Here is a 14283-nt window from a genome sequence, read left to right on the forward strand (position 1 = left end):
ATTAATAAATATTTAATAATCGTAACATATTATTCCATTGACAAAGTTAAATTAATTTTTGTCTACTCAATAATATAAAATATCTGATAAAATTAAGAAAACAAGGTCTTATTTTACATTAAAAAGCCTATAAAACCTTTGCTTTTCATTAAAGTAAATCTATTTTTTTAAAGGAGATGCAAAATTATGGTTTCATCAAAATATTTAAAATATGTTCTGATAGGGATTCAGACCTGTGTCAATATCATATTTTCAGTTTCCAGCGTTGTATGATTATTTTTTGTCTTGCGAAAGTAATTTTCTGTTTTTACAAGTTTTTTGATCTGTTGTCTTTATTTTTGCCGGATAACAATATCTATGAAATATTATACTGTACTGCTTTTGATTCTGTTCAGCTTTTTTGCAAAAGCACAGAAAGAATATTCTGAATTAACTGAAAAGGCATCAGAATTAATGGAGGAAGCCAAAGATGAGACCGGGTACCGAAATGCACTTGCCCTATATGAAAAAGCATTTAAAATGTATCCTGAAAATATAGACGGAGAAGGTCTGTATAATGCATCGGTATTGGCTTCAACACTGAAAAATAATGAAAAGGCATTTCAGTATCTTATCCCACTTTCTCAAATAAAAGGTGACGGAGACAATTATCCCGGCTGGAGCTATATCTTTGGTGAAAATGCTGAAAAAGAATATAAAAACCTGCTTTCAGATCCGGCATGGAATGCTTTGAAACAAAAAGCGTACGGATACAAAAAACAGTTCTATAATGAGCTACAGGAAAGGGAAACTGAGTTTTATCACACCCATAAAAGCACCCTTAGTACAGTTGAAAATCCAGAGGCTTTGTACAGAGAAATCAAAAACTTCAACCCTTATGAGCCAAAAAAGGATCGCGACTACTCTATTGCTTTCAAAATAAATGATTCTGCCACCACTTCGTTTATTATTCATCTGCCCCAAAATTATAATCCTCAAAAGAAATATTCTTTACTCTTTTTTCTTCATGGTGTGGTAAGAAATAATGAACTGATAGATTACCAGAGGGCTGATTGGAATTTAGGCGGCTGGAACAGGTATTATACAAAATATGCAGAACCGGATGATGTGATTCTGGTCTTTCCAAGGGCTAGTAAACAATATAACTGGATGTTGTCTGACCATGGTTTTTTTATGATTCCCGGAATGCTTAAACAGATCAAAAAGTCCATAAATATTGATGATAATAAAGTTTTTATATCAGGACATTCGAACGGAGCAACAGGTTCTTTTTCCTATCTGATGAAACAGCCCACACAATTTTCAGGATTTTATGGATTCAACACTTATCCAAAAGTTTTTACAGGGGGAACTTTTGTAGAGAATATTAAAAACCGCTCGTTTATTAATTTCTCAACAGATAATGATTACTACTATCCGCCCAATGCCAACGATGATTTTACAAAACTGATGAACGGAATATCTGCCGATTACAAAGAGTACCGTTATAATGGATTTCCTCATTGGTTTCCTCAATTTAATGAATCGGAACCTGCCTATCAGATTCTCTTTAAAGACCTGAAAAACCGAAAAAGAAATCCGTTTCCAAAAGAAATTTCATGGGAGTTTGATGATAACAGATATGGAAATATTGACTGGATTTCCGATATAAAACTAGATACTTTAAACAAGACAATCCGCCAGCATAAAGAACTGAACTTTACAATAAACAAATGGCTGGCTTATGATGACAAAGACAGCCTGATTGCCAAACAAGTTGATAAAAAAGCATTTGATTTTCCAAGAAAATCAGGTAAAATAAAAGCAGTATATGATCATAATGTTTTCCGGATTGAAACATCAGATATTAAATCTTTTTCAGTAAACATATCCCCTGAAGCTGTGGATCTGAAGGAAAAAGTAAAAGTATATGTCAATGGGAAATTATATTTCAGTGAGAAAGTAATATATAACCGGGAATTCATGCTGCAGAATTTTAATGATACTAAAGACAGGGAACAGATCTGGATCAATTATATCAATGTGAAAATATAAAATCTGATCCATCACCTTAAAAACAGAAAACGGGTTTTCCTTGGAAGCCCGTTTTTTATTTTGTACAGAAACAGTAAACAACTAACAAATCTTGTCATAAGACAGGCTGACTGAAGAATCATTTTAATAGCTTTATGAAATTAATTGAAAAAACATCAGATATGACGACAAGATTTGAAGCCGGGATCAATATTGCCATTAAAATTCCGAAAAACAAGTATGAAAAGACAGTTGCTTTTTACAGAGATATTTTAAAACTTACTGTAGAAGAAAAAAGGATTGATAATCCTACAATTTCCCGAACTCATGAAGTGAAGTTTGGAAATAATATTATTTGGTTAGATTGTGTAGATAATTATACCCATTCAGAAACATGGTTACAGCTGACGGTTCCTAATGTAGAAGAAGCCACAGAATATCTGCAATCAAATGGTGTAGAAACCTGTGACGAAATCGAAGAGCTTCCGGAAAACATGCACTGGATTACAGACCCCGCAGGCACCGTATTTAATCTACAACAGACGTCATAACTAGCGGTATAAAAAGAAAACACCAGTCCTAAATACACATACAGATCAATTAGGACCAGTCAATAAGTTAAAAAAATTAATCTAAAATATAGATTTTCTTTTCTTTAAGGTTAAATCCAAGTTTCTTCCCTAGCCAGTTGATACTTGTCTTCCCTTCATAGATCAATCCCTCCACAAAAAGTACATTAGGCTTCTCTACCTTCGCAAACGAATTGGAAACGGAGCTTATGCTTCCTTTGTAAAACTTATTGACAATTGAAGGATCAAATTCACTTTTCTTTTCGATAAGCTGCAGATTTTCTTTTTTAATACCCAAAGTACCCATAAGACGTTCACTAAGCCAGAAAGAATCATTGCCTGCCCCAGAGTCCAGAAGAACATTGATTTTGTAAATATCATTGACAAGAATATACGTTGAAATATCCAATGACTGGTCTGCATTAGTACTTAATTGGATATCCAACACTTTACTGCCATTTAGTTTTTCTTTAGGAAATATGATCTCCTTAGTGGTATAATCAATAATAAATTCCGTGTCATAAAACATAGGCAAAGAAATTAAGCCGTCAATTCCTTTGATTTCCATATCATGAGTAGCATACCAAATATCTTTAAATTTTTTGCCGTTAAAAATGACCTCTTTTGATTTGAAGATAGGAACGGTCATTTTTTCACCGGTAGCACGGAAAGCAGTTAGAAAGTTATAGGATTCTTTCTGAGGAAAGTTTTTGTGAAAATTTCCCAGGAACAGATTAATTCCTCCTCCGGTATCGAAAATGAAATTTCCATTTTTCCCTTCTACTTCAGCCTGCACAATAAGATGCCCTGAGGGTAATATATTTAATGGTGCTTTTTGTGCAAGTACAACAGAAGAATATAAAAATACTGATGCCGTAAGAATTGATTTTTTAATAAATGACTGATTAAACATCTGATTGTGTTATTAGTTTTGTTTCAGGTTAGTTTTGTAATATCTACTGACAAATATATAATATTACAAATCCCTTTTAAAGATATAGAACTTAAATATTGAATATTTGAAGAGTTTTTCTAATCAGGAAGACGATACAAAAAATTATTGAAATTATAATGGCTTGAGCCAGTTTAATCCTTATATAAATCTGCATCGGGCGGAAGCTACGAATATATTTTTGATAATCAACCAATTAAACATAGTATTGTTTATTTTATTTATCGTAGGTTTGTGATGTATTTATAAAACAGGCCACTGCCTTTGCTATTCTGTAATAGTTTAAAATCACAATTTTTTCTTTCAGTTTTGCTTTTTCAGCTGCCAATTTATAATCTTGATTTCAAAATAAAGTAGTAAAGGTTATAAAAGTCCTATTGTAAATAGGAGCGATATGTTATTGCAGGTTCATCAATAATACTTTAGTCTTATTGCTACAGCTAAAGCAAACCATGATAAGCCGACAAGAATATTCCTTTTTTGTTTATCACAATATACCCACTCAAATACTGATAAACAGATTTGTTTACAAACTACCGGAAGGCCGGGGAATTTTATAATGAACTTCAAGAATTTAAACCTAATCAACCCAATTATTCGTGCTGTTACAGAAGCGGGATACGCTAAGCCTACTGAAATACAGTATACTGCTATTCCTTATATTTTAGCTGGAAATGACATTATAGGATGTGCACAGACAGGAACTGGAACAACAGCGGCATTTGTTATGCCCATTTTACAGCTACTTAAAAAATATACTCCCGATCACTCAGAAATAAGAACATTAATACTTACTCCAACCAAGGAACTAGCAATACAGATTGAAAATAACTTTGGTATTTACAGTAAGTATCTGCCATTATCACAGCTTTCTATTTTTGGTGGAGTTTCAATAGGAGGTCAGCTTGCTGCCTTAAGAAAAAGAGTGGATATACTTGTCGCTACTCCCGGAAGACTTTTAGATTTGATCAATCAAAGACATATTGATTTGTCCAAAATTGAAATATTTGTTTTGGATGAGGCAGACCGAATGATTGATATGGGATTGATGAATGATGTAAAAAAAATCTTACAGTTAATTCCACGGAAAAGACAAACGCTGTTTTTTTCTTCAACTATGTCATTGAGCATAAGAAAGTTTTCTGAAACAATTCTCAGTAACCCTGTAGAAGTTATGGCTGTTCCTGTAACGTCACCGGCAAAAATGATCAGACATGTTGGAAAAGAATATGCAAAACCTGATAGGCTTTAAAATAGCCATCAGACAATTTAATAAATAAGATCTGTGAGTTACAGATTAAAATATACAATTTTTAATAATAATTACAATGCAACAAGGCACAGTAAAATTTTTCAATGAAGCAAAAGGCTTCGGATTTATTTCTCCTGCAGATGGGAGTAAGGATATATTTGTACATTCTTCAGGATTAAGTACAAAAGCAATTCGTGAAAACGACAAAGTAGTTTTTGAAGTTCAAAAAAGCGAGAAAGGTTTAAATGCTATTAACGTTAAGTTAGCATAATTGAAACCCTGATTGAAGGTATATAAATAATAACCTTGCAACCTCAGTTTCATTTTTACAAATTCAAAATCCATATACTATCAGTATTCGGACCTAATGTTTAAAAGAACATTGATGCAAGTTAGATTACTTTTTATTTTCTATAATGTTCATTTAACCTCTCACACCATGTGAGAGGTTTTTATGGGCTTAAAAATTGACTCTTTTATGGTTTAGCCTGTTTTTTGTACTGTATTTTGAATAGGATACAATTCAGAAAATATTAAAAGGCATTCGTAATGCCATTGGTATAAATATTTTTTTCACTACATGAAAAAATTACTGCAAAAACAAAGAATATAATATGATTGTTATAAATTGTTTTAACGACTATAAATCTCTGGAGGGCAAAATGATTGGTGTTTCCGGCTGGCATGAAATAAATCAGGATCAGATCGACAGATTTGCCGGTGCAACTTTAGATGATCAGTGGATCCATGTCAACAAAGACAGAGCGGAAAAGGAAAGTCCATTTAAATCCACCATAGCTCACGGTTATTTAACATTAGCCCTCATTCCCTATCTCTGGAAACAGATTGCAGAGGTACGAAATGTAAAAATGGAAATCAACTACGGAATAGAAAATCTCAGGTTCGGACAGGCTGTCCCTGTAAATAGTGAAGTGAGGCTGCAAGCCACAGTAAAATCAGTCACCAACCTTAAAGGTACAGTAAAAGCCGTTGTTGAAGCGAAATTATTGATTAAAAATCAGATTAAGCCTGCCTATACAGGTGATGTAGTTTTCCTTTATCATTTTATTGAGTAGAAAATAAAAAAATATCCTCCATTAAAGGAAGATATTTTTAAGTATATGAGAAATGATGGATTACAGTGCCTTACTGTTTAATCCTACATCAGCAACCTTTGTCAGGAGCTTATCACATTTCTTTTCTTCATTAAGTGTGGCCAGGAAATTCTTAAGACATACATTTTCTTTGAGAATCTTTGCATATGCTGCAAGGGTTCCATAGGTTGCAATTTCATAATGTTCCACCTTTTGTGCTGCTGCAATAATTCCGGCATCTCTTACAGAACCGGGCTTTGTTTCTTCCATGATGCTTTTACCTTCGTCCAATAGCCCCTGCATAGCATCACATTTTTTAGCCTGTGCTCTTTTTTTGATAGATTTAAAACACTCTTCAAGTCTTTTGACATGTATTTGTGTTTCCATCAGGTGATTCTCAATGGCTGTTTTAAGCTTTTTGTCTGTTGCATTTTTAAACATTTTTGGTAAAGCCTTTACCAATGCCTTTTCAGCCCAATAGATATCTTTCATTCCATCTTCAAACAGGTCTCTCAGTTCCTTTGCTGCATTTTTCTTTGCAGGAGTCTTCGCTGTTTTTTTAGTGGTTGCCGATTTGGCTGCAGATGTTTTTCTTGTTACTGTTTTTGTTGCCATAATATTAGATTTAGTGTGATTACTCCTATAGTTGCAATTCTGATACCACTTATTATCTTATCCCCATTTTATAGACAGAATTGGACAGGTCAGACTCAAAAAGTAGTATTTCTTAAGCTGACTAAAATGGTGTTCCTGGATAAAAGATCTTCATCCAGCTCTATCCGTTCATATGAGGTTTAAAGGCCTCCTCGGGAATTAGATTTCTGAAAGCATCTCAATTGGGATTCTCACTTTATCACAAAAATAGGCTTTACGAAATCCGTAAAGCCTAAACTTTATTTAATCCTTATGGATAAAGAGTTTTAAAAATATAATAAGATCACAAACTTCAGGTATTATATACAGCTTCTTGGAATATTACCTTCCATATTCATTGAAAGCACCTCTATCAAATGATCTTTAAACCTTATTATACTGTTTAATTCCATCTCTGATTTAGCAGGAATAACAACTGAACACACATGGGTATCTGTTTTAAACATAATCCCTTTGTATTGGCTGAAATTTTTAAAATGACATTCCCATACATCATTTGTAAGAGGTCTGGACTTATTTAAAGCCAGGAATTTAAAGTCAAGAGTTAAGCCTGTATTTAAAATTTTTGACAATGCCTCCATAGCACTCCAATGCATAAAAGCTTCTTCAGTTTCAGTGATACCAGGAAAGCAATTATGATCATCCAGCGTAACAAACTGTTTTATAAGATCTGTTTTTTTATAGTCAATTTCTTCAATATCAATTCCAACAGGATGTTCTTCTGGAAAAGCCAATGCTACACCCAGCTTAGAGCAATGTGAAATACTTACTCTTATATTTTCAGATAATCCGGTTACAACAGGAAATCCAAAAACACCATGTCCAATACTTATAGAGTTGGATTGGATATCAGGTAACAGATTCGAAATCGCCAGTTTTGCGGAGACTCTTCCTAGAATATAGCTTATCTTCCTCTTTTCAAATCTGAAATGATGATACTCTTTTTCTTCCCTTCCACTTAATAAGTATGCTAATCTGTTTAAAGATGAAAATTCTCCTGTAATGAACGCATAGCCGATAGTATATACTCGATCTTTTCTTATTAAAGGAAAATTTCCATTCACAAAATAGGGTTCCATACAATTAGCCCGGAAAATATTGAACTACTTTTTGCTTTATTTTTCCAAAAACAGAGTTCCCCTCTTGATCAAGCATTTCTATTTCAATTGTATCTCCAAATTTCATGTAAGGTGTTTCCGGAGCACCGTTCTGTATGGTTTCCAGGCATCTTACTTCTGCTAAACAACTCGAGCCATCAGGGCTACCATTATTGGCTACTGTTCCGGAACCTATGATTGTCCCGGCAGTTAGAGATCTCGTCTTTGAAACATGCTCAATTAAACGGGCAAAATCGAATGTCATATCAATTCCGGCATTGGGAGATCCTATTTTAGTTTCGTTTAATGTAGAAGTCAATGGCAAATGAACTTTTGCACCATCCCATGAAGCCCCTAATTCATCAGGAGTAACAGCAACGGGAGAAAAACTCGTCCAAGGTTTCGACTGGTAAAATCCAAATTGTTTACCCAATTCGTTTGGAATCAAATTACGCAAGGTTACATCGTTTACCAACATAACCAGCTTAATATGTTTTTGAGCCTGCTCTGTTTTTGTTCCGGCAGGAATATCATCAGTTATTACAGCAACTTCAGCTTCAAAATCGATTCCCCATTCTTCGTTTTCTACCAGAATATCATCATTGGGACCAATAAAAGCGTCCGAAGCCCCCATATAAACCAACGGATCTGTCCAAAAAGAAGCTGGCAGCTCTGCTCCCCGTGCTTTTCTTACCAATTCAACATGCGTTACATACGCACTTCCATCTACCCAGTGGTAGGCTCTTGGAATCGGTGACATAACGTGAGCTGTTGAAAACTCGAAAGTATTCTCCAATACACCCTTTTCGAGATCTTCTGCAACTTTACGTAGCTGAGGTTCTACAACATTCCAGTTATCAATTGCCTCCTGCATTGTTTTGGCTATTTCAGTTGTTTTAACGGCAGTTTTCAGATCTCTGCTGACCACAACCAATTGTCCGTCTCTACTATTTATATTATCTACTACTGTTGCAAGTTTCATTTTTTTTAGCTTTTTTATTATTTTATATACAAATTTATTATAATCTATTCTTTATCCAATCTATTATCATTCTTTTTTGCCCTATACTTCTATCTCCCTGCAGTAATTCATGACCACAGTTTTCAACAGTTTCAAACGTTTTATCAGAAGAAGTTGATTTTTCAAATAATAATTTACTTCCGGCTGGATTTGATAATTGGTCATTTAAATCATGAAATACTAAAAATGGCATTTTCATTTGATTAATTGATGGTGGAACTGTATTCATGGCACGCATTAATTCTCCCAAAAACTTCCACTTTGCCCCAATATTAGCTACAAGTGGATCATTATTATACTTTTCAATTACTGCTTTGTCTGTTGAAAGTGCCAATGCATTCAATTTGACAGAAGAACGTTTGCGTGCCAGGAGTTTTGACAGAGCAAGAACAATTTTTATCTTCAGTTTTGATGCCGCGGCATTTTGAATCAGTGATGGAGATGTTAGAATCATTCCACGGACATTGGGAGTTTTACTGCCTGTAACATATTTGTAAGTGATTAATCCTCCCATACTATGCCCCAACAAGAAGAGGGGTGTAACTGTTCCAAGGCTTTTTACAAAATGATCAAGATCATGAACATACTCATCAAATGACTGAATAGCAGTTCGTTCTCCGGTAGATTGACCATGCCCTCTCAGATCGAAAGCAAAAACAGAAATCTGATGCTGATTAAGGTATTGAGCTACCTCTTCATAGCGACCGCTATGATCAGTATATCCATGTGTGATAACCACATTTGCAATAGGTTGTTCCACTCTCCATTGCCTTGTAAATAATTCAACAGTATTGTCTGTTACCAGTTTTTTTTCTTCGTACATGTTTTTAGTTTTTTTGCAATGCGATAAGACTATCTGTTTTCTCTATGAGTTTCCTAAATCTTTTGATACAAGCTTTAGGCGTTGTTCTTAACGGATTCGTCCGTTCGCCGAGACCGGCATAGATGATACCTACCGGTTTGGATTCTTTCTGTTGCAATTGGATTGCTTTGGAAATCAGTTTTGCGTTGGTAAAGACAATAGGACCAATACCATTATTCGGTACTCCGGAGCCTATCACATAAAATTCTTTAGCCAATGGAGTAAAAATTCCGTGAACCAATGCAGGCCTATTTTCTTCAACCGGGATCACTCCAGGTTCAACGATCTGATAAGAGGGCCGGTATCCTGTAGCAAAGATGATCAAATCATATTCTTTAGCTGTACCATCCACAAACAGAACATTCTTCCCATCAAAACCTTTTATTTCAGGTTTCAGGGCAAATTTCCCGTGTTTTATGCTGTGAATAAAGCTCTCGTTGACCGTTGGAGGTTTGGTAAATAATTCATGTTTGGGTTTTGGAAGCCCATAATCACGAATATCTCCGAATATTACATTGTGAGTATGTTTGATAATGCGCTTTTTAATCCACAAAGGAACATTCATTCCAAGGTAATCTGTAATGGGCTTTTTCTTGAACATTTTCGGAATAATCCATGGAGTATCTCTCAGGCTCACATCTGTTGTTTGGGCATTCAATCCGGACTCAACAACGATATCCACTCCTGAATTTCCTGCACCTACAACCAATACATTTTTCCCTTTCAGGATTTCCGGTGTTTTGTATACTGAAGAATGCAGGATTTCACCTGTAAAGGTTCCTTCATAGTTTGGTATTACAGGAATTCTAAACAAACCGATTGCCAGAACAATTCCAGAAAACTCTTCTTCATTACCATCCCTGAACTGAATAAGCCATCGCTCATCTGGCAAACATTTGATTAATTGAATTCCGGTATTGAGCCTGAGATGTTCTTCCAATCCTTTTTGTTTTACAAAATCCTGAAGATAATCCTGAATTTGTTTCTTACTTGGGAAAACAGGGAAACTTTCCGGCATTTTAAAGTCTGGAAATTCCATGACCTTCTTAGGGGTAATGGTATGACCGCTTTCGTAGACAATGTTGTACCAGTTTCCTCCGATTTGTGAATTTGAATCGTAAACTACAAAATCAACGTCTGATTTTTTCAGTTCATTCGCCATAGCAAGACCTGAAAACCCTGCGCCAATAATGGCATATTTTTTCTTTGTTTCTTTCATATTACTTTCCTTCCCAGGGAAAACGCCCTGTTGATAGATAATTTTTAATTGTCGTCTGTACCTGATCCGATCCGGCAAGTTCTGAAATAGTATTTACTGCAAGTTGTTTGGTCTGCTCATCAATAATCCAAAGTTTTTCCAGATAATTTTTAGCACCTTTGATGGTTTGTGCTTCCAGTTTCGTCAGCCGAAGTAAGAGTTTACGTACTTCATTATCCGGGTCATTCGTTTTCACATCAATTAAGCCAAGTTCATAGGCCCGTTCACATGGGTATACCTGAGTGGTGAGTGTCATCATTAATGCTTTTTGATAGCCTATTCTCCGGATCAAATAAGGCAGTACACATGCAGGAAGCAAACCAAATAAGGCTTCTGACAGGGCAAATGTGGAACGCTCTGATGCAATAACGATATCTGATGCAGCCACCAAACCAATACCTCCTGCATTTACCCTTCCATCTACTTTGGAAACAATGATTTTACCTGTTGATGAAAATTGTTTCAATAATTCATAATATTCTTCCGAATCCCTTGAAGCCAGTTTCCCTTCAACATCAGATGTTAATGCCCTGAAATCCATTCCAGTACAAAAAATACCGTTGGCTCCTTCCAGAATAACCACTTTTATCTCTGTATTTTCTTCAATTCCGGTCAATATACTTCTCATTTCGGACAGCAAAACACTGTTTATAGAATTTTGTGCTTCCGGCCGATCTATGCGAATGGTTACAGTCCCTCCATCCTGTCTGAGTTTGACCGTAGAAAATACTGTCTGCAGAATTCCTGTCATACTGTTATACCCATTCATATTTTCTATGAAAATCTTTGATTGCTGAAAAGACCAACTTGTTTTTTCCTTTAACATGATTAAATGGTTTTGGGAAACGATTAAAATCGATTTCCAGATCTCTCAATCCGAATCGGATATCTTTGTTGGAATAGATAACTTCTTCGTATTCGTCCATTGTCATCACATAACGGTCATTCAAATGTTCTTTCAAACCATATTCTCTTAATATTTCCTGTGATTTCGGAGTCACTACTCCACTGTAAAATTCAGAGCTGCATCCTGATCCGTAAGAAAATATACCTAAGCGTTTCGGAACAGAAAAATCACCATTATCAATTGCACTGGCTAACGCAAGATGAGCTGTAGCACCCATGATATTTCCAACACGCTGACAATAATGCAATGACGGTTCAACCCGCTCTTGAAAATCAGTTTCAATTTCATTAGGTTTAGCCCGTTTGAACTTTCGCATATTGGTACGATGTGCTCCTTTCACCATTCCACCGAATGGGGTATGGAAGACCAGGTAATCAAACGAATCCTGATAATCGGCATTTTCAACTCTTTTTTGATATTCCAGGAACGTTTTCTCACAACAATCAAGATATGAAAGCAAGGATAAATCAGCATTTCCGGCTTCATGATCCGGAATTGGTCTGCAGGAATCCATCACTTCATAGCCATAGTAACCATTGGCTCCTTTATCCACTTCAAATATCAGGGGATTATCACTGATCAGCATTGCTACCGCTCCTGATCCGGAACTTGGCTCTGCATAGCCTAATTCGGAAAGGCCTTCTACTACAGACGCTCTTGTGATATCCGTTGCAATTAACAATACTTTTTTCCCGGGCGCAACCTGCGAGAAAATGAAATTAACGGCCATCTGGAATCCGGCAGTTCCTGAATAACAGGCGTTTTTCATCTCAAATAAACGACAGTTTCTGCCCAACTCCAGGTAGTGATGTACATAGGTACTGAGTGATTTACCAAAATCCAAGCCGGATTCTGTACAGGTAATCACCATATCAATGGATTCCTTTTCCTCTTTACTTAAGCGATCAATGATCGGTTTTGCAGCATTCACAGCATTTGTAACCGGATCTTCGTACGGCATAGGAACCGTTTTCTCTCTCATCAGGAGGTTTTCGAAACGTTCATTATCCAGATTTCTTCGAACGGCAAGTTCTTTTACATTAATGGCAGCAGAGCCACAATAAACGTTCATTTTTTCAATTCCTGCTCTCATTTATTTTATTTTTTAATACGATGGAGGTATTGATGCCTCCAAATCCATAACTATTGCTGATACACCAGCTCAATTGGCGTTGATCGTTAAGGGTCTTTGCCCAGTTTATATTATTTTTTACTGCAGATTCAAGATTTCGTGACTTATGTACAAATCCTTCTTTCATCTGAATGACACTTGCTACTACCTCTACCAGTCCTGCAGAAGTAATACCATGTCCAATCAGCGATTTTGTACTATTAACAAGCGCCGAATGGCATCCTGCAAGCAACAGTGCTTCGGCTTCAGTCTGATCGCCTAATGGGGATGAACTGCCATGTGAATTGACATAATCAATCTCATTACCAGATATTTCTGCCATTTTCAGAGCTTTTCCCATTGCAGCAGCTTCACCGTTCAAATCCGGGTTCGGATTTCTGTTTGCATCCAGTACTACCCCATATCCCCTGATTTCTGCTAATGATTCTGCATTCCGTTTTTGCACATGTTCTGAAGATTCAAGAATAACACATGCTGCGTTTTCTCCAAATACAAAACCTGCATGCTCTTTATCAAAAGGACGGCACAAGTGTGCAGGATCACCATTATCTTTCAGTTTTGCCATTGCACCCATCTCGGTAAATCCTACAAATTCATAAATAGATAAAGCCATCATCGGTGCAACGACAATTACTACATCATATTCACCTGTTCTGATTAAACGGCTGCCCTGTACCAATCCCATATTCCCACTTGCAGAAGCAGCTCCCAGAGTATAACCTTCTCCCTTTATTCCTATTAGTTCACTGATAGTGCCAACGATATCGGTATCCAGAAAGTTGATTCCATAGCTGGCAGACAGACTTTGAAGTTTGAGTCTGTACTTCTCCATAGTTTCAAATTGATTTCCTGCCTGAAAATTACTTCCACAGGCCACAATTGCTACACGGGAAAGATTGACCTGTGTATCATTCAAACGAGCATTACACCAGGCATCAAGTGCAGTGTAAATACCCATTTGAAATCCTTTTGAAAGATTTCTCAGGCGAATTGCTTTTTTAAAAAGCTCATCATTTGAAGGATGTTGCTGGAAATATTTTTTGATGTCTAAATCCGGATTTTGCGCTATTGGGAACCGGAACTGCTGATTTTCCAATTCCAGATTGACAGAAGTATAGTTTGCATGTCCATTCTTCAGCCCATCTGTAAACTCAGCAATTCCAACCCCAATTGGAGTCACTGCACTTATTCCTGTTATTTCAACAGAGATACTCATACACTTAGTTTAATTCCTTACGTTTTTCGGCAATCAGATCCGCCAATTCTCCGATCGTTTTTGCATTCACAAAATCAATTCTTGAAATGTCCAGTCCAATACGTTCCAGAGTCAATGTAATTAATTCTCCACGATCAAGGGAGTTTGCCCCCAGATCAACAAATGTTTCTTCGTTGGAAAATGATTGGTCTTCCAATTCAGGCATGATTTCGATTAAATTTTCACGGATTACTGTTTCTAGTTCTTCTTTCATTTT

General features: G+C 36.0%; 15 protein-coding genes. 5 read left to right on the forward strand and 10 right to left on the reverse strand.

The features are described 5' to 3' along the window. Nucleotides 1–357: 357 nt before the first annotated feature. Both WH267_RS08085 and WH267_RS08090 read left to right on the forward strand, forming a co-directional pair. A complete protein-coding gene (locus WH267_RS08085) occupies nt 358–2034 on the forward strand; it encodes a hypothetical protein (protein ID WP_340007190.1) in 1677 nt (558 codons plus the stop codon). A 161-nt stretch (nt 2035–2195) separates the two neighbouring features. Then, nucleotides 2196–2564: a VOC family protein gene (locus tag WH267_RS08090; protein WP_340007192.1), complete on the forward strand. Its 369-nt coding sequence runs from the start codon at nt 2196–2198 to the stop codon at nt 2562–2564. Nucleotides 2565–2640: 76 nt separating this feature from the next. Here the strand turns inward: WH267_RS08090 and WH267_RS08095 are convergent, their stop codons facing one another. Beyond that, nucleotides 2641–3495 (reverse strand): hypothetical protein, encoded by an 855-nt coding sequence (locus WH267_RS08095; RefSeq protein ID WP_340007195.1) that lies wholly within the window; start codon nt 3493–3495, stop codon nt 2641–2643. A 598-nt stretch (nt 3496–4093) separates the two neighbouring features. Between WH267_RS08095 and WH267_RS08100 the strand changes: the two genes are divergently transcribed. From WH267_RS08100 to WH267_RS08110, 3 genes are all read left to right on the forward strand, one after another. Further along, a complete protein-coding gene (locus tag WH267_RS08100; protein WP_340007197.1) occupies nt 4094–4786 on the forward strand; it encodes a DEAD/DEAH box helicase in 693 nt (230 codons plus the stop codon). Between the two features lie 76 nt (nt 4787–4862). Next, nucleotides 4863–5057 carry a cold-shock protein gene (locus WH267_RS08105; protein ID WP_340007199.1) on the forward strand — a complete coding sequence of 65 codons (195 nt, stop codon included), beginning with the start codon at nt 4863–4865 and terminating at the stop codon, nt 5055–5057. A 343-nt stretch (nt 5058–5400) separates the two neighbouring features. Next, complete coding sequence (locus WH267_RS08110; RefSeq protein WP_115972393.1) at nt 5401–5862, forward strand: MaoC family dehydratase; 462 nt, start codon at nt 5401–5403, stop codon at nt 5860–5862. A gap of 60 nt (nt 5863–5922) precedes the next feature. On the opposite strand, the gene WH267_RS08115 is transcribed toward WH267_RS08110, so the two are convergent. The 9 genes from WH267_RS08115 to WH267_RS08155 form a co-directional block, all read right to left on the reverse strand. Then, nucleotides 5923–6495: a YciE/YciF ferroxidase family protein gene (locus tag WH267_RS08115; protein ID WP_123319598.1), complete on the reverse strand. Its 573-nt coding sequence runs from the start codon at nt 6493–6495 to the stop codon at nt 5923–5925. Between the two features lie 338 nt (nt 6496–6833). Next, nucleotides 6834–7613, reverse strand: coding sequence for a 4'-phosphopantetheinyl transferase family protein (locus WH267_RS08120; protein ID WP_340007208.1), 780 nt, complete (start codon nt 7611–7613; stop codon nt 6834–6836). Between the two features lie 4 nt (nt 7614–7617). Continuing rightward, the gene (locus tag WH267_RS08125) at nt 7618–8613 is read right to left on the reverse strand and encodes a fumarylacetoacetate hydrolase family protein (protein ID WP_340007211.1); all 996 of its coding nucleotides are present in this window, start codon (nt 8611–8613) and stop codon (nt 7618–7620) included. Between the two features lie 37 nt (nt 8614–8650). Then, nucleotides 8651–9475 (reverse strand): alpha/beta hydrolase, encoded by an 825-nt coding sequence (locus WH267_RS08130; protein ID WP_340007213.1) that lies wholly within the window; start codon nt 9473–9475, stop codon nt 8651–8653. A 4-nt stretch (nt 9476–9479) separates the two neighbouring features. Next, complete coding sequence (locus tag WH267_RS08135; protein WP_123319602.1) at nt 9480–10733, reverse strand: flavin-containing monooxygenase; 1254 nt, start codon at nt 10731–10733, stop codon at nt 9480–9482. Between the two features lies 1 nt (nt 10734). Further along, complete coding sequence (locus WH267_RS08140; RefSeq protein WP_340007217.1) at nt 10735–11541, reverse strand: enoyl-CoA hydratase/isomerase; 807 nt, start codon at nt 11539–11541, stop codon at nt 10735–10737. Further along, complete coding sequence (locus tag WH267_RS08145; RefSeq protein WP_115972399.1) at nt 11528–12772, reverse strand: hydroxymethylglutaryl-CoA synthase family protein; 1245 nt, start codon at nt 12770–12772, stop codon at nt 11528–11530. Before WH267_RS08145 ends, WH267_RS08140 begins: the two co-directional genes overlap by 14 nt. Then, complete coding sequence (locus tag WH267_RS08150) at nt 12756–14027, reverse strand: beta-ketoacyl synthase N-terminal-like domain-containing protein (RefSeq protein WP_340007222.1); 1272 nt, start codon at nt 14025–14027, stop codon at nt 12756–12758. Before WH267_RS08150 ends, WH267_RS08145 begins: the two co-directional genes overlap by 17 nt. 4 nt (nt 14028–14031) lie before the next feature. Beyond that, nucleotides 14032–14280 (reverse strand): acyl carrier protein, encoded by a 249-nt coding sequence (locus tag WH267_RS08155; RefSeq protein WP_115972401.1) that lies wholly within the window; start codon nt 14278–14280, stop codon nt 14032–14034. Nucleotides 14281–14283: the final 3 nt, after the last annotated feature.

Source organism: Chryseobacterium sp. MYb328 (assembly GCF_037572595.1).
Lineage (GTDB): Bacteria > Bacteroidota > Bacteroidia > Flavobacteriales > Weeksellaceae > Chryseobacterium > Chryseobacterium pennae.

Bases quoted from the DNA above. Each gene is read 5' to 3' on its own strand.
- WH267_RS08115 (WP_123319598.1), bottom strand. From the start codon at position 6,495: ATGGCAACAAAAACAGTAACAAGAAAAACATCTGCAGCCAAATCGGCA.
- WH267_RS08110 (WP_115972393.1), top strand. From the start codon at position 5,401: ATGATTGTTATAAATTGTTTTAACGACTATAAATCTCTGGAGGGCAAA.
- WH267_RS08150 (WP_340007222.1), bottom strand. From the start codon at position 14,027: ATGAGTATCTCTGTTGAAATAACAGGAATAAGTGCAGTGACTCCAATT.
- WH267_RS08095 (WP_340007195.1), bottom strand. From the start codon at position 3,495: ATGTTTAATCAGTCATTTATTAAAAAATCAATTCTTACGGCATCAGTA.
- WH267_RS08140 (WP_340007217.1), bottom strand. From the start codon at position 11,541: ATGAATGGGTATAACAGTATGACAGGAATTCTGCAGACAGTATTTTCT.
- WH267_RS08125 (WP_340007211.1), bottom strand. From the start codon at position 8,613: ATGAAACTTGCAACAGTAGTAGATAATATAAATAGTAGAGACGGACAA.
- WH267_RS08130 (WP_340007213.1), bottom strand. From the start codon at position 9,475: ATGTACGAAGAAAAAAAACTGGTAACAGACAATACTGTTGAATTATTT.
- WH267_RS08145 (WP_115972399.1), bottom strand. From the start codon at position 12,772: ATGAGAGCAGGAATTGAAAAAATGAACGTTTATTGTGGCTCTGCTGCC.
- WH267_RS08105 (WP_340007199.1), top strand. From the start codon at position 4,863: ATGCAACAAGGCACAGTAAAATTTTTCAATGAAGCAAAAGGCTTCGGA.
- WH267_RS08090 (WP_340007192.1), top strand. From the start codon at position 2,196: ATGACGACAAGATTTGAAGCCGGGATCAATATTGCCATTAAAATTCCG.
- WH267_RS08135 (WP_123319602.1), bottom strand. From the start codon at position 10,733: ATGAAAGAAACAAAGAAAAAATATGCCATTATTGGCGCAGGGTTTTCA.
- WH267_RS08085 (WP_340007190.1), top strand. From the start codon at position 358: ATGAAATATTATACTGTACTGCTTTTGATTCTGTTCAGCTTTTTTGCA.
- WH267_RS08100 (WP_340007197.1), top strand. From the start codon at position 4,094: ATGAACTTCAAGAATTTAAACCTAATCAACCCAATTATTCGTGCTGTT.
- WH267_RS08155 (WP_115972401.1), bottom strand. From the start codon at position 14,280: ATGAAAGAAGAACTAGAAACAGTAATCCGTGAAAATTTAATCGAAATC.
- WH267_RS08120 (WP_340007208.1), bottom strand. From the start codon at position 7,613: ATGGAACCCTATTTTGTGAATGGAAATTTTCCTTTAATAAGAAAAGAT.